At 66.7% G+C, this 17,287-nt stretch carries 17 protein-coding genes and 1 tRNA gene; 4 read left to right on the forward strand and 14 right to left on the reverse strand.

Translation table 11 applies throughout. The features are described 5' to 3' along the window. Position 1: 1 nt before the first annotated feature. The 5 genes from CVO77_RS13440 to CVO77_RS13460 all read right to left on the reverse strand — a co-directional run bounded on the left by CVO77_RS13440 (position 2) and on the right by CVO77_RS13460 (position 4,304). A complete protein-coding gene (locus CVO77_RS13440; protein ID WP_192878825.1) occupies positions 2-418 on the reverse strand; it encodes a hypothetical protein in 417 nt (138 codons plus the stop codon). Between the two features lie 100 nt (positions 419-518). Continuing rightward, a complete protein-coding gene (locus tag CVO77_RS13445) occupies positions 519-1,751 on the reverse strand; it encodes a hypothetical protein (RefSeq protein ID WP_105999471.1) in 1,233 nt (410 codons plus the stop codon). A 155-nt stretch (positions 1,752-1,906) separates the two neighbouring features. Continuing rightward, positions 1,907-3,349 (reverse strand): metalloprotease TldD, encoded by a 1,443-nt coding sequence (tldD, locus tag CVO77_RS13450; RefSeq protein ID WP_105999472.1) that lies wholly within the window; start codon positions 3,347-3,349, stop codon positions 1,907-1,909. Positions 3,350-3,477: 128 nt separating this feature from the next. Beyond that, entirely contained in the window at positions 3,478-3,675 is a 198-nt protein-coding gene (locus tag CVO77_RS13455; protein ID WP_106000829.1) for a zinc-finger domain-containing protein, read from the reverse strand. Positions 3,676-3,743: 68 nt separating this feature from the next. Then, positions 3,744-4,304, reverse strand: a complete 561-nt coding sequence (locus tag CVO77_RS13460) for a DUF4402 domain-containing protein (RefSeq protein WP_105999473.1) — start codon at positions 4,302-4,304, stop codon at positions 3,744-3,746. 111 nt (positions 4,305-4,415) lie between these two features. Between CVO77_RS13460 and CVO77_RS13465 the strand changes: the two genes are divergently transcribed. Both CVO77_RS13465 and nadB read left to right on the forward strand, forming a co-directional pair. Further along, on the forward strand, positions 4,416-5,339 hold the full coding sequence (locus tag CVO77_RS13465; RefSeq protein ID WP_106000830.1) for an ABC transporter ATP-binding protein: 924 nt from the start codon (positions 4,416-4,418) through the stop codon (positions 5,337-5,339). Positions 5,340-5,438: 99 nt separating this feature from the next. Then, entirely contained in the window at positions 5,439-7,025 is a 1,587-nt protein-coding gene (gene nadB / locus CVO77_RS13470) for an L-aspartate oxidase (protein WP_105999474.1), read from the forward strand. Between the two features lie 51 nt (positions 7,026-7,076). Here the strand turns inward: nadB and CVO77_RS13475 are convergent, their stop codons facing one another. The 4 genes from CVO77_RS13475 to CVO77_RS13490 are packed head-to-tail and all read right to left on the reverse strand — an operon-like array spanning position 7,077 to position 10,141. Beyond that, positions 7,077-7,469, reverse strand: a complete 393-nt coding sequence (locus CVO77_RS13475; protein ID WP_105999475.1) for a GxxExxY protein — start codon at positions 7,467-7,469, stop codon at positions 7,077-7,079. A gap of 52 nt (positions 7,470-7,521) precedes the next feature. After that, the gene (locus tag CVO77_RS13480) at positions 7,522-7,767 is read right to left on the reverse strand and encodes a GlsB/YeaQ/YmgE family stress response membrane protein (protein ID WP_105999476.1); all 246 of its coding nucleotides are present in this window, start codon (positions 7,765-7,767) and stop codon (positions 7,522-7,524) included. Further along, positions 7,764-8,969, reverse strand: coding sequence for a M20 metallopeptidase family protein (locus tag CVO77_RS13485; protein WP_105999477.1), 1,206 nt, complete (start codon positions 8,967-8,969; stop codon positions 7,764-7,766). The genes CVO77_RS13480 and CVO77_RS13485 overlap by 4 nt, the downstream gene beginning before the upstream one ends. Beyond that, positions 8,966-10,141: an acyl-CoA dehydrogenase family protein gene (locus CVO77_RS13490; RefSeq protein WP_105999478.1), complete on the reverse strand. Its 1,176-nt coding sequence runs from the start codon at positions 10,139-10,141 to the stop codon at positions 8,966-8,968. The genes CVO77_RS13485 and CVO77_RS13490 overlap by 4 nt, the downstream gene beginning before the upstream one ends. Positions 10,142-10,236: 95 nt before the next feature. Between CVO77_RS13490 and CVO77_RS13495 the strand changes: the two genes are divergently transcribed. Beyond that, the gene (locus tag CVO77_RS13495) at positions 10,237-11,508 is read left to right on the forward strand and encodes a dipeptidase (protein WP_105999479.1); all 1,272 of its coding nucleotides are present in this window, start codon (positions 10,237-10,239) and stop codon (positions 11,506-11,508) included. 6 nt (positions 11,509-11,514) lie between these two features. On the opposite strand, the gene CVO77_RS13500 is transcribed toward CVO77_RS13495, so the two are convergent. Both CVO77_RS13500 and CVO77_RS13505 read right to left on the reverse strand, forming a co-directional pair. Further along, entirely contained in the window at positions 11,515-11,931 is a 417-nt protein-coding gene (locus CVO77_RS13500) for a DoxX family protein (protein WP_338061521.1), read from the reverse strand. After that, positions 11,928-13,220, reverse strand: coding sequence for an FAD-dependent oxidoreductase (locus CVO77_RS13505; protein WP_106000832.1), 1,293 nt, complete (start codon positions 13,218-13,220; stop codon positions 11,928-11,930). Before CVO77_RS13505 ends, CVO77_RS13500 begins: the two co-directional genes overlap by 4 nt. Positions 13,221-13,405: 185 nt before the next feature. Between CVO77_RS13505 and CVO77_RS13510 the strand changes: the two genes are divergently transcribed. Then, a tRNA-Gln gene (locus CVO77_RS13510) sits at positions 13,406-13,479 on the forward strand. A 160-nt stretch (positions 13,480-13,639) separates the two neighbouring features. Here CVO77_RS13510 and CVO77_RS13515 read toward each other — a convergent pair. The 3 genes from CVO77_RS13515 to CVO77_RS13525 form a co-directional block, all read right to left on the reverse strand. After that, positions 13,640-14,623, reverse strand: a complete 984-nt coding sequence (locus CVO77_RS13515) for an NAD(P)H-dependent flavin oxidoreductase (protein WP_105999480.1) — start codon at positions 14,621-14,623, stop codon at positions 13,640-13,642. Positions 14,624-14,937: 314 nt separating this feature from the next. Next, positions 14,938-15,855, reverse strand: coding sequence for a hypothetical protein (locus tag CVO77_RS13520; protein ID WP_105999481.1), 918 nt, complete (start codon positions 15,853-15,855; stop codon positions 14,938-14,940). A 92-nt stretch (positions 15,856-15,947) separates the two neighbouring features. Further along, complete coding sequence (locus tag CVO77_RS13525) at positions 15,948-17,216, reverse strand: S8 family serine peptidase (RefSeq protein WP_105999482.1); 1,269 nt, start codon at positions 17,214-17,216, stop codon at positions 15,948-15,950. Between the last annotated feature and the right edge of the window lie 71 nt (positions 17,217-17,287).

Raw genomic sequence — 17,287 nt, forward strand, 5'->3', positions numbered from 1 at the left:
ATTACCGGGCCTTGGCGCGGCGATAGGGTACGAACTCGCCGAGCGAGACGAAGCCGCTGTACATATGGCTCGTGCGGTCGTGCAGTTCGACGGTGTCGATGCTGCACAATCGCGACGATGTCGTCTTGGTGACGAGAATATCGTCGTCGCCGAGCTGGTCGGCGCCGCCGCGCGGGCGGTTGACCCACAGGGTATCGCCGACGCGATAGACGATCGCGGTTTTGTCGATCACCTGGCTGCTGTTGGTCGCGGCGAGGTTGATGCAATCCTGCGGTGCGCCGGCAACGCGGCCTTCGAGCAGCTTTTCGAGCTGCTGTTCGGGCGTGCGCTTGTCCTTGGCAAAGGCGGCGGGGGCGAAGGCCGCGGGCGCGGCGACCATCGCGGCGGCGGCGAGGATGGCGGGGATCAGCGTACGCATGGTTCGACTCCTGTCTTCAACATACCCTACCCGTCGCCACCCTACGCCGCCGTGCGTTAACCGGGGATGACTCGCCGCGCCCCCGGCACGGCTTGCCGCGTCAGCAGGTCGGCAGCGAAATGCCGAACGGCCCCTTGCATTTCTTCTTTTTCTCGGGCGCCGGGCTGCTTTCGTTGCCGCCGCTCGACCCGCTTTGGCCGCCGAAACCGTCGCCGATCATCAGCATCGTGTGCGATCGGAACCGCACCTTCGCGGTCCAGTCGATGTTCCACGCCGCCTTGCCCGCGGGCTTGGGCGGATAGGCGAAATTCGCCTCGGGTCCAAAGGCGTTCAAATTGCCGATCATCATCTCGCCCGACGCCTTCTTGACCTCGGCCGGGATCTGGCAACTCGTCTGCGATGGCGGCATGACGATCTTCCGGGTGATGAGGTTCGCGACGACCGACGGGGGCAGCCAGTCCCACAGCCCGCCGCCGAATTCGCGCGCGTTGCTGCTCGTCCACCAGACGACGTCGCCGCCTTGCGCGCCGCGATCCATACCACCGAAGGCCCAGGCGACATAGCCGGTCGCGGGAGCAAGCTGGTTCCAGCGGATCATCAGCGATCCATCGGCCTGTTGCGATGTCGAGGCGTTGAGCGCGGGCATATAGTCCTGGGCGAGGGTGAAATTGATCTCTGGCCCGACATTGCCCGCGATGCGGTGCGCGCCGATCAGCGACGAGGCCGTCGATGGCTGTTTCGACGATTTGCTGTTCGGCCAAGCGGCATAGGAGCGGCTGTTGCTGGCCATGACCTCGCGGATGCGGGGGATGGATGAGGTGAACAGGTTCGGCGGCATCTGTCCGGCCGCGAGTTTCGAAAAGTCGATGACGACCGGCTGCCCCGGGCCGGCCTTGGCGCCGCAGCCCCAGAACAGCAGCATCCGCCCCTTGGGCCGTTCGAACGATCCGTCGGCCATGCTGTCGCTGCTGTCGCTCGGCGTCGACTTGCCGGGTTCGGGGCCGAGCAGTGGCAGCGATTTGCCGAGCTTTGCCTGGGGTTCGAAATAATGATCGGCGCGCACCGGCGGCGCCGTCGGTCCCTGGTTCGACCCGATTCGCAGCTCGAGCGTGCGCGCGACCTTGCCGTCGGGACCACCACCGAACATCATGCCCAGTGCGCTGCCCACGCCAACGCGCCCGCCCGCGCCCAGCGCGGCAAATCCCGACGCGGTCGCGACGTCCATCTCATATCGTTCGGTGGGCCCGCTGGCCTTTTGCTGCGCCGATCCGGGAACGGCGGCGAGCATCGCGGCAATAGAGGCGACGGAAACGAAACGCAGACTCGAACGCATGCTATCCTCCCTGTTGCGAGAACGTCCCTCGCGGATGACAATGCGACCCAATTCTTATTCTGTTTGAATGGTCCATAGGCGTGGAACAGCGCCGCGCCAAGTGATGGGTGTCACACCCACCGAACCTTCTCCTCCCATCAGGGGAGAAGGCGTGCTTACGCCGTGCCGCCCACCGTCAGCCCGCTGACCAGCAGGGTCGGCTGGCCGACCCCGGCGGGGACGCTCTGGCCGCCCTTGCCGCAGATGCCGATCCCTTCGTCGATCGCCATGTCGTCCCCGATGCCGGTCACCTTGGTGAGCACGCTCGGCCCGTCGCCGATCAAGGTCGCGCCCTTGATCGAATCGCCGAGTTTGCCGTTCTCGATCTTGTAGGCCTCGGTGCAACTGAAGACGAACTTGCCCGACACGATATCGACCTGGCCGCCGCCGAAGCTTTTCGCGAAGATGCCGGTCTTGACGCGGCTCAGCAATTCGGCGGGATCGTCGTTGCCGCCGCGCATGAACGTGTTGGTCATCCGCGGCATCGGCGCGTGGGCAAAGCTTTCGCGGCGGCCGTTGCCGGTCGGCTCGACGCCCATCAGCCGGGCGTTGAGGCGGTCCTGCATATAGGCTTTCAATATGCCGTCCTCGATCAGGATGTTTTCCTGCGTCGGCGTGCCTTCATCGTCGATCGACAGCGAGCCGCGGCGGCCGCCGCCGACGGGGCTTTCCAGTGCGCCATCGTCGATCACGGTGACGCCGGCGGCGGCGACGCGCTCGCCGATGCGGCCCGAAAAGGCGCTGGTGCCCTTGCGGTTGAAATCACCCTCGAGCCCGTGGCCGACCGCCTCGTGCAGCAGCACGCCGGGCCAGCCGGGGCCGAGCAGCACGGTGAACTCGCCCGCCGGGGCATCGACCGCGCGCAAATTGACGAGCGCCTGGTTCAGCGCCTCGTCGATCGCGCGGTTCCACTGCGCCTCCTCGAACAGATGGTCGTACATGTAACGGCCGCCGAGGCCGAAATAGCCGCTCTCGCGCCGTCCATTCTCTTCGACGACGATCGAGACGTTGAGACGGACGAGCGGGCGGATATCGGTGGCGAGGAAGCCGTCGGCGCGGACGATCTCGACCACCGACCAGCTGCCCGCGAGCGCGACCGATACCTGGACGACGCGCGGATCGCGTGCGCGCGCCGCGGCATCGACCTGCTGGCACAGCGCGACCTTCTTCGCGAAGGGGATGAGGTCGAGCGGATTTGCTTCGTCATAGAGGTGACGATTGGTGCGCGGCGGTGGGCCGGCGGGCGCCTGCTTCGCGGGGTCGAGCAGGGCAAGCGTCTCGGCGGCGCGGCGGATCGCGCCCGCGCTGATGTCGCTGGCATGGGCAAAGCCCGTCATCTCGCCCGACACGGCGCGCAGGCCAAAGCCCGCGTCGGTCGAATAATCGGCCGTCTTCAATCGCCCGTCGTCGAAGCCGAAGCTCTCGGTCGCGCGATATTGCAGGTAAAGCTCGCCGTCGTCGGCCTTGGCGAGCGCTTCGCGCGCGAGCGCCTGCGCGAGATCGGGGTCGAGCGCGTCGGCGCGATAGAGGAAGCGGCGGGGATCGGTCGGACTGGTCATGCCCACGATATAAGCATGCAGCCGCGCCGCGCAAAGGCTAGTTCGTCATGGCCTCGCTTCGCTCGCCATCGCGGGGCGGTCGGCGTGCCGGTCGCCGCGATGGTGATGATGCGCTTAACCCTTGTCGACTAACCCTTGTCGACGATCCCGCCGACGAGGATGAAACGCCGGTCGCAATAGCCGCAGTCGGCAAAGCCCTCATCGGGATCGATTTCGAGCCACACGCGCGGATGGCCGAGCGCCGCATCGGCGAGGCCGTCGCCGGTGCCGTCGCAGGCGATGCGGGTCTTGGGTGTGCGGATCGTTTCGGGTGCGGGCTGGGTCATCGACGCGCCTTTAGCAAGCGCGATGCCCGCCCGCAATCGGTCTCCGATGTCCGCGGCGACGAAGCGCGTTACAGATAGTTGAGCGTGATCGTGAAACTGCCGGCATAATCGCCCGGGGCCTGATTCGCGCCGACCTCGAGCGTCGCGCCGACGGGGAAGTTGTAATTGCCGAGCGCGCTGGCGATGGTGAAGCGTATCGGGGTGGTCGAAAGGGTCGCGGTCGGGGTCGAGCCGATCTCGAAATCGCGCACGCGCATCCGCTTGCCGGGGCCGGTGATCCAGATGCTGTTCGCGCCGAGCGAGATGTTGACCTGGCGATTCGGTGTACCGAGCCCGGCGAAGCGCGCAGGCTCGCCGTCATTGCCGGCCAGCGTCGCGCCGCCGGTGCGGCTGCGCGTTCCGTCGGGACCGATCCGCACCGTCCCCGCGCTTCCCGACGCGATGATGCTGCCGAAATCGAGGTCGCTGACCTTGAAGAAGGAAAGCGGCCGCAGCACGATGACGTCGGCCTGGCCCGCTGTGCTGTCTTGCGCGAGCGCCGGCGATGCGGCGATGGGCGCGATCAAAAGCGCAACAACAGCGAAACCGCGCTGCGCGCGCAGCGCGCGAAAGATAGGACTGGTCCTCACATCGGCCGTGATAGCGGCGACCTTCCAATTTAGCGTTAACGCGGCGCTCCGCTAAAATCGTCGCGGACAGAGGGCTTTCGCGCGGGCGGGCGCGCGGCTATGGAGGCGGCCATGAGTGAAGCCGCCATCCGCATCGACGCTGTTTCCAAGCTTTATGCCGGGGGCAAGCAGGCGCTCGACAAGGTCAGCTTCGACGTGCCGCGCGGGCAGATCTTCGGGCTGCTCGGTCCCAATGGCGCGGGCAAGTCGACGCTGATCAACATCCTCGCGGGTCTCGTCAACAAGACGAGCGGATCGGCGAGCATCTGGGGTTTCGACATCGATGCCGACCCGCGCAACGCCAAATATTCGATCGGCATCGTGCCGCAGGAAATCGTCTTCGATCCTTTCTTCACCCCCTATGAGACGCTGGAGAATCAGGCGGGTCTCTATGGCGTGCCGAAAGACAGGCGCATCTCCGACGCGCTGCTCGCGGCGGTTCACCTGTCGGACAAGCGGGACGCCTATGCGCGCACGTTGTCGGGGGGGATGAAGCGTCGCCTGCTCGTCGCCAAGGCGATGGTCCATTCGCCGCCGATCATCGTCCTCGACGAGCCCACGGCGGGGGTCGATATCGAGCTTCGCCAGCAGCTTTGGGAATATGTGCAGTCGCTCAACGATCGCGGCGTCACCGTGGTGCTGACGACGCATTATCTCGAAGAGGCCGAGGAATTGTGCGACCGGATCGCGATCATCAACCATGGCCGGCTGATCGCGAACAAGCCGACGCGCGAGCTGGTCGACATGGCGCGCGAGAAGATCGTCGTCGTGACGCTCGACGCCGATGTCACCGTGCTGCCGTCGCACCCGGCGTTCGAGAAGGTCGAGCGCGACGGGACGCGCGGACTCGCGATCAGCTACAACAAGGACCGGATGAACGCGGGCGAAGTGCTCGCGGCGGTGAACGCAATGGGGCACGGCATCGTCGACGTCTCGACCCGCGAGGCCGATCTGGAGGATGTGTTCCTCAATTTGACGCGGGCGGCGAATGGATAGCCTCTCTTCTCCGTTCGTGTCGAGCGAAGTCGAGATGCCCATCGGCGTGGTGCAAGGTCGCGGGGTGTCTCGACTTCGCTCGACACGAACGGAAATCTAATGGCTGAAAACCTCTCCCACGACGTCATCATCGTCGGCTCTGGCGCCGCCGGCCTCACCGCCGCCATCGCGCTCGCCGATCATTGCCGCGTGCTCGTCCTCGCAAAAGGCGAGCTCACCGGCGGATCGACTGCGTGGGCGCAGGGCGGGATCGCGGCGGTGCTCGATGCGGGCGACACGTTCGAAAATCATATCGAGGACACGATGGTCGCGGGCGCGGGGCTCAACCGGCGCGAGACGGTCGAATTCGTGATCGAGAACGCCCCGCACGCGATCGAGCGGCTGATCGAAATGGGGGTGTCCTTCAACAAGGAGAAAGGCGCGCTCCATCTGACGCGCGAGGGCGGCCATTCGCACCGCCGCATCGTCCATGTCGACGATGCGACCGGCTGGGCGGTGCAGGCGGCGCTGCTCAAGACCGCCGAGGCGCATCCGAACATCACCCTGCTGCCGGGCCAGACGTGCATCGACCTCATCACCGGCCGGCATGAAGCGCGCTATTCGGGCTCGGGGCGCGTCTGGGGCGTCTATGCGCTCGATGAGAGAAGCGGCGAGGTCCACGCGCATGTCGGCCGCGCGACGATCCTCGCGAGCGGCGGGGCGGGGCGTGTCTATCAATTTTCGACCGCGCCGCGCGGGGCGACCGGCGACGGCATCGCGATGGCGTGGCGCGCGGGCTGCCGCGTCTCGAACATGGAGATGATGCAGTTCCACCCGACCTGCCTCTATAATCTGGAGGTCAAGAATTTCCTGATCACCGAGGCGGTGCGCGGCGAGGGAGGCATATTGAAGCATCCGGTCACCGGGCACCGCTACATGCCCGATTACGACCCGCGCGCCGAGCTGGCGCCGCGTGATATCGTCGCGCGCGCCAACGACGACCAGATCAAGCGTTCGGGGCTCGACTATGTCCACCTCGACATCAGCGACCAGGATCCCGATTTCGTCGCCGGGCATTTCCCCAACATCCACGAAAAACTGCTGACGCTCGGCATCGATATGACGAAGGGGCCGATCCCGGTGGTCCCCGCGCAGCATTATACCTGCGGCGGGGTGCTGATTGATCTCGACGGGCGCACCGACCTCCCCGGCCTTTATGCGGCGGGCGAGGTGACCGAAAGCGGGCTGCACGGCGCGAACCGCCTCGCGTCGAACAGCCTGCTCGAATGTTTTGTCTTCGGCGAGGCGGCGGCGAAGCATGTCATCGCGCATTGGGACGAACTGGGCGCACCGCCCGCGATCCGCCCGTGGGACGAAAGCCGCGTCACCGACTCCGACGAAGAGGTGGTGATCAAGCAGAACTGGACCGAGATTCGCCGCTTCATGTGGAACTATGTCGGCATCGTCCGCACCACCAAGCGGCTGGAGCGCGCGCAGCATCGGATCAACATGCTGGTGCACGAGGTCGAGGATTATTACGGCCATTTCCGCGTGACCACCGACCTGATCGAGTTGCGCAACCTGCTGCAATGCGCCGACCTGATCGTGAAGAGCGCGCTCCACCGCAAGGAAAGCCGCGGGCTTCACTATACGCTCGATTATTCGGGGTTACTGCCGCAAGCGGTCGATACGGTGCTGGTGCCGTAAAGAAGAAATTATCTCACACAAAGATACAAAGACACAAAGGCACGAAGAAGATCAGCGTAATAAATTGCCGTTGGCGATACGGCACACGCCTTCCTTGAACGTGGCGCCGCCGAAATTCATCAGCAGGCCGAGCGGCAAATCAAGTAGGCGAAGATAGGTCAGCACCTGTTTACTATGGAGCGGCGAAAGCCGTTCGACAGATTTGAGCTCGATCAGCAGCTTCCCATTCAACAGCAAATCCGCGCGGAACCCTTCGGCGAGCTCAATCCCATCATAATGTATTGGAATCGGACGCTGACGTTCGACGAACAGCCCCCTTCGGGTCAATTGATCCGTCAGGATGGCCTCATAAACAGATTCGAGCAGCCCTGGCCCCAAATCGCGGTGCAGTTGGAAGCCGCAGTCAACAGCAATGGTCGCCAGTTTCTCCGTTTCCGAACGCATCGGATCCTTCTTCGTGCCTTTGTGTCTTTGTGTGAGATAATTTCTTTCTTCCTTATCCCCCGATACCCAGCAACCTGCCGACCAGAATCAGAACGATCGCGCCGATCACCGAGGCGAGGCAGCCCGCACCGTGGAACTCGCGCTGCCCGCGCGAGGTGACGAGACCCGCGAGCAACGACCCGCCGACGCCAAGCAGGATCGTCGCGATCCATCCCATGTCGACGGCGCCGGGATAGAAGAATCGCGCGAGCGCGCCGATGATCAGGCCCGAGATGATGGCGCTGAGAATGTTGATCATGCGTCGAACCCTCCTTCCAGGAATTTTTCGGCCAGCGCCGCGTGCAGCGCCGCGCCCCTTGCCATGACCTTTTCGTCGAGCACCATATGGTTCGAGTGGAGGCCGCAGCAGGCGCGCCAGTCGCTGCCTTGCTCGCTTGCGCCGAGCCAGAACATCGCGCCGGGGACTTTTTCGAGGACGTAGGAGAAATCCTCGGCGCCCATCACGGGGTTGCCCATCGTCAGCCACGCTTCCTCGCCGAAGGTCGCTTCGACGACCGTCTGGCCAAAGGCGACCGCGCGCGCGTCGCAGATCGTGACCGGAAAGCCTTCCTCGACCGTCACCTCGGCGGTGCAGCCATGCGCTTCGGCGATCGCGGGGGCGAGGCGCTTGAGCTCGCGCGCGACCATCGCGCGGCGTTCAGGCGACAGGGTGCGGATCGTGCCGAGCATTTCGGCGGTCTCGGGAATGATATTGTTCGTCGTCCCCGCCGCGATCTTTGCGATGGTGACGACCGCGGGGTCGAACACCGAGATGCGGCGCGTCACCATCGTCTGGATCGCGGAGACGATTTCGCAGGCGACCGGGATCGGGTCGATCGAATCCTGCGGCATCGAGGCGTGGCCGCCCGCGCCCTTGACGATGATCGACAGCACGTCGGACGAGGCGAGCAGCGGCCCAGCGCGCCCCGCAAAGACCCCGTGCGGCGCATTGGGCATGATGTGGAGCGCGAAGGCGGCGTCGGGGAGCGGGTCGATCAGTCCGTCGTCGAGCATGAAGCGCGCGCCGTGGTGGCCTTCCTCGCCCGGCTGGAACATGAACAGCACGGTCCCCGCCAGCCGGTCGCGCGCCGCACAGAGCAGCTTCGCCGCGCCGACGAGCATCGCGACATGGGTGTCGTGGCCGCAGGCGTGCATCGCGCCGCTGGTTTCGGAGGTGAAGGCGAGCCCGGTATCCTCGACCAGCGGCAGCGCGTCCATGTCACCGCGCAGCAACACGGTGCGCCCGTTCGCGGGCCCGCGCAGGATCGCGATCAGGCCGGTGGTCGATGGCCCTTCGCGAAATTCGAGCGGCAGCCCCGCGAGCGCCTCCTTGATCTTCGCGAGTGTCTTGGGGTTTTGCAGGCCCAATTCGGGTTCGCGGTGGATCGCGCGGCGCAGGTCGACGAGGTCGTCGAGCAGCGTTTCGGCCTCGGCGGGCCAGCTTCGTGCGATTTCGTTCATTTTCGTCCTCCGAACAATTGCCGCCCCGCCAGGTCGAGCATGATTTCCTCGCTGCCCCCGCCGATCGCGTTGACGCGGACTTCGCGGTAGATGCGTTCGACCTTGCTGCCGGTGATATAGGACGCGCCGCCAAGGATTTGCGCCGCTTCGCGGGCCACGGATTCGAGCATACGGGTCGCCTGGACCTTGAGCATCGCGAAATCGGCGGGGCGTGCCTTGTTTTCCTTAACCTGCCACGCGGCGAGGTCGACCCAGGCCTGCGTCGCCTCGATCTGGCGCTCCATGTCGGCGAGCTTGATGCGGATCGACTGGTGGCCGACAAGCGGCTTGCCGAAGGTTTCGCGGTTCTGCGCCCATTCGGCCGCTTCGGCCATCGCGACGCGGGCATAGGCGCAGCAGCCCATCGCCATGCCGAGCCGCTCGCTGTTGAAGTTGCGCATGATGCCGATGAAGCCGCCGTTTTCGGGGCCGATCAGGTTTGCGGCGGGGACGCGGACGTCGCCGAAGTGAATTGCGGCGGTGTCGCTGCATCGCCAGCCCATCTTGTCGAGCCGGGTGCGCTCGACGCCCGGCGCGTCCATCGCGATCAGCAGCAGCGAGATGCCCGCCGCGCCCGCCTCGCCGGTGCGCACGGCGCAAGTCAGCCAGTCGGCGCGCATGCCGCTGGTGATGAACATCTTGCCACCGTTGACGAGGTAGGAATCGCCATCCTTCACGGCGGTAGTTTTCAGATTGGCGACGTCGCTGCCGCCGCCCGCCTCGGTGATGCCGAGCGCGATGATCTTCTCGCCCGCCAGCACCGGCGGCGCGACGCGCTGTTTGAGTTCGTCGGAGCCCAGGGCAAGGATCGGCGGCAGGCCGATACCGTGCGTCATCAGCGAGGCGCCGAGCCCGCCCGCACCGACCGCGGCGAGTTCCTCGGTCACGACGAGGCTGTGGAAATTGTCGAAGCCGGCGCTGTGCCCGCCATATTGCTCGGGATAGCGCAGCCCGAGGATGCCGGCCTCGGCGGCCTTCTTGTGCAGGCTCCTCGGCAGTTCGCCCTCGGCTTCCCAGCGGTCGATGTGGGGCGCGACCTCGCGCGCGACGAAGCGGCGGACGCTTTGCGCGAGCGCTTCGTGAGTGTCGTCATAATAAGGCGAACGCGCGCGCCAGTCGTCGAAAGCGGTCATGCCGCGATGCTGGGCCGGGGTGACGTGAACGTCAAGCGGACTACGCTGGAAATTTGCGCTCGATTTCCGCGTTCTGTCGCTTAAGGTCGCACGCCATGACAAAATCGATCCTGCTCGCCGGCCTGGCCGCTTTCGCCCTCATCTCCGTCCCTGCTGCCGCGCAGCAATCGCCCGAGGCCGTCGCCGCAGCCGCGCTGAAAAAGGCGCCGGTGTTCGACGGGCACAATGACGTGCCGTGGGCGCTGCGCGAGCGCGTGCATAACATGATCAACGATTTCGATTTCCGCGACACGACCGACACCGCGCGGCCCGATGCGACCCCGCCGACGATCGCGATGCACACCGACATTCAGCGGCTGCGCAAGGGCCATGTCGGCGCGCAATTCTGGTCGGTCTTCGTCCCCGCCGATCCCGACGAGGCAAAGACGGTGCAGCAGACGCTCGAGCAGATCGATGTGACCAAGCGGCTCGTGGCGCGCTATCCGAACGATCTGGCGCTCGCGACGAACAGCGCCGAGCTTGAAAAGGCGATGAAGGCAGGGAAGATCGCCGGGATGATCGGTATGGAGGGCGGCCATTCGATCGGCGGATCGCTCGCCGTGCTGCGCCAGATGTACGACCTCGGCGCGCGCTACATGACGCTGACGCACAGCCGGAACATCGCCTGGGCCGACAGCGCGACCGACGCGCCGGCGCATGATGGGCTCACCGATTTCGGGCTTCAGGTGGTGCGCGAGATGAACCGGATCGGGATGATCGTCGATTTGAGCCATACGAGCGAGGCGACGATGAAGGATGCGCTCGCCGCGTCGAAGGCGCCGGTGATGTTCAGCCATTCGGGCGTGCGCGCGATCAATCCGCACCCGCGCAACGTCCCCGACAGCGTGCTGCCGCTCGTCAAGGCGAACGGCGGGATCATCATGGTCGTGCTGCTGCCGAGCTTCCTCGACGCCGACGTCCGCGCCCAGGGCCTCGCGCGCACCGCCGAGCAGGCGCGGCTGAAGGCGATGTATCCGGGCGATCCCGCCGCGGCCGACGCGGGGCTCAAGGCGTGGGACGCGGGCCATCCGGTGCCGACGACGACTGTCGCGAAGGTGGCCGACCATATCGACCATATCCGCACGATGATCGGCGTCGATCATGTCGGGCTCGGCGGCGATTATGACGGGATGGATTCGGCGCCCGTCGGCATGGAGGATGTGTCGGGCTATCCCGCGCTCTTCACCGAACTGGCGAAACGCGGCTATTCGCAGGCCGATCTCGAAAAGATCGCCAGCGGCAACATGCTGCGGGTGCTGAAAGCGGTCGAGGCCTATGCCGCGAGCCAGAAGGGCCAGCCGCCGGTCGAAACGCCGGTGGCGGAGTAATCCGCCCTATCCCGGTTTTCTCGCAAACGGCCAATCCACTGCGCCGCTGGCCCACAGCGCCCACCAGATGATCAGCGGCTGCGCGGCGAGGCGCGGGCCGTGATACCACCAGCCCAGCGTTTCGCCGCCGATCGCCACATGCGCGAAGGCGTGGTGGAAATTGGCGGGCCAGACGCACAGCGCGTAGAGCGCGAGGCCCCATCCCGCGGCCTGGCGCAGGCGCGGGATCATCAGCCCGAGCGCGCCCGCCAGTTCGGCGACTCCGGTCGCGGCGACGACGAAAGCGGGCTGCGGCACCCACGACGGGGTGATCGCGAGGAACGGCGCCGGGGTCGTGAGGTGGCGATAGCCCGCATAGCCATAAGCGAGCGTGAGCAGCCAGCGCAGCGCGGTGCGCCCAAACCCGGCGGCGCGCGTTTTCACCGCCCGATCGCGGCGAGCATCGCCTCGATGCTGGTGAATTTCTCGCGCGGATTGCCATCGATCGCCGCGGCGACCTCGGCCGCCTCGATCCGGCGCCAGTCGCGAAAGGTGACCGGCGCGACGCCGCGGCTCGCGAGCAGCGCGTCGAGTCCCGATCGCCCCATCCTGGCGGCGCCGCGGCCGATGTCGTCGAGCACCATTTCGGCGATTCGCGCGCCATCGGGCTTGTTGGTGCCGATCGTCCCCGACGGCCCGCGCCGCGCCCAGCCGACGGCATAAAGGCCGGGCAGGATGCGCCCCTCGTCGCTCGCGAAGCGGCCGCGGCCATGTTCATAAGGCACGCCGGGGATCGGCGGAGTCTGATAGCCGATGCAGCTCACGACCAGCCCCGCCTCGATCGCATAGGTCTCGCCGGTGCCGTGGCTGCGCAGGTCTGCGTCGAGCGTCGTGCGTTCGACGATGACCCGCTGGACGCGGCCATCCCCCTCGATCGCGACGGGCATGGCGAAGAAATCGAAATCGATCGTCACCGGTTTGGCGACGGGGTTGGCCGCGAAACCGCGGAGGTGCGTCACCGACTTGCGCATGCCGGGTTCGAGCATCGCATCGTCGCCTTCGGGCGGCAGGTCGGCGGGATCGACGCGGGGAGCGGCGCGCTCGAGATGGCCGAGTTCGCCAAGCTCCTTGGGCGTCATCGCGATCTGGTGCGGGCCGCGGCGACCGAGGATGTGGACCTCGCGCACCGCGCTTGCCGCCAGCGCATCGCGGGCATGGGCGACGATGTCGCTGCCCGCGAATTCGGCCGGGGCCTTGGCGAGGATGCGCGCGACGTCGAGCGCGACATTGCCGTTGCCGATCACCACCACGCCCGGTGCGTCGAGCAGCGGGTCGAGGCCCGCGAAATCGGGGTGGCCGTTGTACCAGCCGACGAAGGCGGCGCTGCCGATCACCCCCGGCAGGTCGGCGCCGGGGATGGTGAGCGGCCGGTCGTGCGGCGCGCCGGTTGCGAGGATGACCGCGTCGTAAAGGCCGGTGAGTTCGTCGATGCTGACGTCGCCGCCGACCGAGACATGGCCGACGAAGCGGACATTGTCGGTCAGTGCGACGCCCTCGTACCGGCGCGACACCGCCTTGATCGACTGGTGGTCGGGGGCAACGCCGGTGCGGATCAGGCCATAGGGGACGGGGAGCCGGTCGATAACGTCGATCGCGATATCGTCCGCCTTTTGCAGCGCTTCGGCGGTATAATATCCCGCCGGACCCGACCCGACGATCGCGACATGACGCATCAGTCCACCTCCATGAACGGGCGCCTGCGCCGGGACGCGGCCCCTTTTATCATGGCGCGATGCTAGCGGCGAAATGCGCCAGAGCAAGCGGGCTGTTTTTTCGGCACCTTTCCCCCGAGTCGTCACAGCGTCACAGTCAGACCCCCTTGACCCGCGCTAATCCGCCGCTTATTGGCCCCCGCTCCTGCCCCGTCGTCTAATGGTAAGACTACGGATTCTGATTCCGTCTATCGAGGTTCGAATCCTCGCGGGGCATCCATGGCTTTCCAATAAATTTCGGGATTTACGACCTTTTGTGGGTGGCATGCTCCCTGCTGCCGCATCCCGGTCCAGAGGGCACCCGCTCGCGGGTTCGGGATGCTTCCGAAGGAAATATACGGACCTTCAGCTTCGATCCGGGGCGGAGCGGGGCGGCTATCCTATTCGCGGCCGCAGGCGGCCAGGCGCTCGCGGGCGGATGCCGCCTGGCGCATGATGTTGGCGACAAGGTCGGTACAGGTCGGAATATCGTGGATCAGCGCCTGGCTTTGGCCGCTGGTCCAGATGCCGCCATCGACATCGCCGCCCGCCAGCACATTCTCGCGCCCGCGCACGCCCGCCATCAAATGCTTGACGTCGTCGAAGGTCTTGGTCGGATCGCGCTGAATTTCGGCGACCTCGACCGACACCGCGTTCCTCGCGACGCGCGCGGTGTTGCGCAGCGACCGGCCGACGAGCACGGTGTCGAGTTCGTTCGCCTCGACGATGCGCTGCTTCACATTGGCGTGTATCCTTGCCTCGACCGTCGCGCAAAAGCGCGTGCCCATGTTGACCGCGTCGGCGCCGAGCGCGAGCGCGGCGACCAGGCTGCGCCCGTCGGCCATCCCGCCCGAGGCGATGATCGGCGTGTCGGGGAGCGCGTCGACCGTCGCGGGCAGCAGCACGACGAGCCCGACATCGTCCTCGCCCGGATGTCCGGCGCATTCGAAGCCGTCGATGCTGATCACGTCGACGCCCTTTCGCACCGCCGACACCGAGTGACGGACCGAGGTGCATTTGTGGATGACCTTGACCCCCTCTTCCTTGAAGCGCGGCAGATGGTCGGTCGGGGCGCGGCCCGCGGTCTCGACGATCTTGATCCCGCTCGCGATGATCGCTTCGCGATAATCGTCATAGGGGATGGGATTGATCGACGGCAGCAGCGTCAGATTGACGCCGAAGGGCTTGTCGGTAAGCTTTCGCGTTGCCTCGATCTCGTCGAACAGCGCCTGGCCGGTGGGATACATGTGCGCGGTGATGAAACCCAGCGCGCCCGCATTGGCGACCGCGGCAACGAGTTCGCCATAGCCCACGCCGGTCATCCCGCCCATGACGATCGGGGTCTCGATATCGAACATCTCGGTGATACGTGTCTTGAAAGCCATGGTCTTTTTCCTCGATTGCGGGCAACGCTCCTGTCCCTATAGCGAGCCTTGGCATTTCGGCGCGGATTTTTCGGGGCGCCTCCATCGATTCGCGCCTGTTCGCGCAACGGGTGATCGCGGGGCAGCCCGTTGCCCGACCCCGTTCGTCCAAGCCGAGTTGAAAAACCGCTTGGTCGGATGGACCTCCTACACGCCCGCGCCCTCCGTCTTTTGGAACGGCGATTGCTTCGTTGAAATCGTCGCTGCGCGTCGGACGCAGCAATCCAGGGCGGTCGTAAACCGCCCTGGATTGTCTTGCTGGTTGGATCCTGGCCTTAGTCGTTGCGGTTATCGTTGCGTTCGATGCGGCCGCTTCGCTGCGTCGTCTGCGATGTGGGTCCGGTTGCCGGCCGGCTTGCCTCATCCTGCTGCGCGGCCGCATCCTTGAGCTGCCCCTTGGTCATCCCGGTGACGAGCACGTCGCCCGACCCCGCGAAGCTGGCGGCGGGAAGCGTCGCGACGCGGTTTCCGACTTCGACCGTGACGGCTTGGACGACGCCGCGGCCGGTCTGGCGCAGATTCTGCACATGGCCGATCACCTTGCCGCGTGCGTCGGTAACCGCCATGCCGGGTGCGACCGCGAACATGCCGCTGCCGCTTGCCGCGCCGCTGCCGGCGGCGGCGAGCTGGCCGAGGGCGCCCTGGAAGCTGCCGGTGGCCGAACCGGCGCCATGCGTGGTGCCCGAGAGACCCGAGGCCGCGCTGCCCGCCTGATCGCCGAGATTTCCGACCGCACCGCGCGCAGTGCCGGTGGCGGTCGAGGCAGAGCCCTGCACGGCGCCGACCGCACCGCGCGCGGTCTGATCGACGACGTCGGTGCCGACCGCCTGCGCGTCGAGGCTGCCGTTGCCCGAAGCGCCGCCCGAGCCGTTGGCGTTTCCGCCGACGGCGTCGCCGAGCAGGTCGCCATTGCCATTCGCCGAGCCCTTGCCGTTCGCGCTGCCCTTGCCGTGCACCCGGCCCGAGCGGCGATCGACATTCGCCTCGCCGTGGCCCGAGCCGGTCAGGTCGCCCGTGCTGCCGAGGGTGCCGCCGATCGGACCGGTCGGGTTGCCGAGCGTGCCGCCCAACGTGCCGCCGAGACCGCCGGCAAGACCGCCGCCGCCACCGAGCAACTGCGCCGCGGCGGGCGCCGAAAAGGCCATGGCCGATGCGGCGAGCGCGAGGGCCGAAATGAAAATGCGATGTGTCATCGTCCTGCTCCTGAGGTTGCGGCCCCGAGGGGGTGGGCCTGGGGAGAGAACGACGGGGCGTTCGATTTTCTTCCGAAAAAATTCGACCGGCGTCAGCGCCCGCCGCACGCGCCGCAGATCAGGCCGTGACCATAGACTTTGTCGCGACCCTTTTTGCCGAGATCGAGCGCCTCCATGACGAGGGCGGCGACGGCGGGGCCGATGGCTTCGATCGAGGGCGCGGGATAGTGAAGCGCAAGCCGGCCCGCGACGAGCGGCGCCGCGAAAGAGGTGCCGCGCAGCCGGTCGGCGGAATTCACGCCGGTTGCCGCCAGCACCGCGTCCCCAGGCGCCGCGAAGTCGATGTGGAGCGCACGCCCCGCCTCGGGAAGCGCGCGGCCTTTCGCATCGACCCCCGTCACCGCGAATACACCGGGATAGGATGCCGGATAGGCGGGCGGCGCGGCGGGGCCGTCGTTGCCGACCGCCGCGACGATCAGCATCCCGCGCTGTCGCGCTCGCGTCACCGCAGCCGCAAGCAGCCTGTTGTCGGGGCCGACGAGGCTGATCGTCGTCACCGCGACGCCGCTCTCCACCAGCCAGCCCAGCGCGCGGGCGATCGCACTCGCATTGCCGCCCGCAGGGTCGGTGCCATAGACATCGGCGGCGAGCAGGCGTCGTCCGGGCGCGGCACCCCGCACCGGTCCGTTCCCGACGAGCAGCGAGGCGATGGCCGTCCCGTGGCGGCTCGCCGACGGCGCCCCCGTCGCAAAGCCGCGCTGCTCCACGCGCCCCGCGATCGATGGATGCGCGGCGACGCCGCCGTCGATCAGGCCGAGCTTTGCCGCGCCGCCGCCCGTGGCCGTCGCGAGTGCGGCCTGCGGCAATGCCCCGCCCGGGCCGCTGGCGAAATAGAGATTGTCGACATCGATCCCGGCGTCGGGGAGAAGCTTTGCCAGTTGCTTGCGCGCGCGCGTCAGGCTGCGCCCCTTCGGGACGTGAAAGCGCGCGATATCGAGGTCGAGCCCCGCGATATATTCGCGGTCGAGCAGGGCAAAGCCTGCCTCGCCCGCGCGCGCGATCATCGCCGCGTCGATCCCGCTCGCGACGAGGATGCCGCGCACCGCGGGCTCACCGCGTTCGTCGAGTTCGATGCTTTCGCGATGGCCGCGCAACAGCGCGGTGATCCGGTCGAGCCGAATCTGCGGCAGTCTGTCCACCGCCGAAATCAAGGGTTCGGTATTCAGGTCGGGCCATTGCGGCAAACTGCGCGCGGCGTCGGGGATCTGGACTTGCGGCAAGGCAAGCTGCGCGTCCGCGCGTGGCCCGATCCCGGCGAGCAGGAGGCAAAGCGTCGTCAGCAGGGCAGTCCAGAGTCTCATCGCACCTCTCGCAAGGATCGCCCGCGGGCGCCGTCCCGGAAAAATTTAGCATGTTGCGGAAGAAACGATAG

The organism is Sphingopyxis lindanitolerans, assembly GCF_002993885.1.
Lineage (GTDB): Bacteria > Pseudomonadota > Alphaproteobacteria > Sphingomonadales > Sphingomonadaceae > Sphingopyxis > Sphingopyxis lindanitolerans.